A 1178-nucleotide genomic window follows, 5' to 3' on the forward strand; every position below is an offset into this window, starting at 1 on the left:
GAAATCTTTTGGTCAGTGATTTGAGCGTAGATTTGCGTACTGGCAATAGAGGAAAGCCCCATCATCTTGGCGATACTCTCTATCGAAATGCCTGCCTCCTATGTCAGAGTGCCGAATGTATGGCGTGCTACATGAAAGGAAAGGTTTTGGCGAATGCCACAAACCAAACCAACAAGCCTTGAGATGCATACCTATCCGCATTCTGCTTTGCGAGGTTGCAAAGATTGGGTTATCCTCTGTCTTGCCGATACCGTCCTTAAAAGTGTGTAAGCTATTCTTCTCTTTTATCCTTTCTATTTTCATTTATATTCTTCCAACTTTTAAATTGGTCTATTTTCTTTTTGTAAGCATTTTTTGTTTCTTCCATTGCCACTGAGCCCAAGAGAAATATAACAGCTTGTGTTGATGGTATGGATGTTCTCATATAGATAGTCCTTTTATACTTTCTGTTGAGTCTTTCTATCCAGTTAGTCGTGTATATACACCTTTGCACTTCTTTTGACACCTGTCTGTCCCTACGGGTGGAGAATAAAGGTTGCATCGATATAGACTGCCAGATAGTGAGAGGAAAGATCACGGCAAAGCCATTTCTCGACATCATAACGACAACTGTTTGCCTAATAGGAAACCTGTTGTTTGCTGTAGGAACGACCATAGACACACTCAGAGACCTCGCCTATCTATTCTGTTGTGAGCCCCTTAGTATAAAGAAGATTGAATAGACGCGCGCGTTCCTCGCTTTCGTTACGTATCAATCCAAGAAGGACAGGGTAGAAATTACCACTACGGCTACGGGGAATGCGAAGAGAAAACTCAAAGCCATGACTATACCAGCGACGACTACGAAAGCCATTGCATTGTTAATCTTTGTTCTCACTGACGAATAATTCACGCTCGTGAAACATCAATGAATTCATGATTAAAGACTGAAGAGTTACAAAACCCTCACTACTGCTTGTGTAATTAGAAATAATTTCCGAAATTTGTAATTGTGTAAGTTCCATTTCTTATCTTATTTTATATTTCAAATACAAAGATAATAAAAATATGGGCTTACACACTTTTATAGGACAGTACCCATCATGAACCTGTGTTCTGCTCTTACAGCCCCCATTGTTTCTTTGACAATAAACCGGAGGCACTGCCAGTACACGTAGAGAAATCAAGGCAATTGGAAC

General features: G+C 40.2%; 3 pseudogenes. 1 reads left to right on the plus strand and 2 read right to left on the minus strand.

The window, feature by feature from the left end:
* Positions 1–189 (minus strand): annotated as a pseudogene (locus tag HMPREF9018_RS11005) (tyrosine-type recombinase/integrase); the annotation flags it as partial.
* A gap of 82 nt (positions 190–271) precedes the next feature.
* Positions 272–1004: pseudogene (locus HMPREF9018_RS11490) on the minus strand (transposase).
* 75 nt (positions 1005–1079) lie between these two features.
* Between HMPREF9018_RS11490 and HMPREF9018_RS11450 the strand changes: the two are divergent.
* A pseudogene (locus tag HMPREF9018_RS11450) lies at positions 1080–1178 on the plus strand (IS982 family transposase); the annotation flags it as partial.

Origin of the sequence: Prevotella amnii CRIS 21A-A (assembly GCF_000177355.1) — a bacterium.
GTDB classification, from domain to species: Bacteria; Bacteroidota; Bacteroidia; order Bacteroidales; family Bacteroidaceae; genus Prevotella; species Prevotella amnii.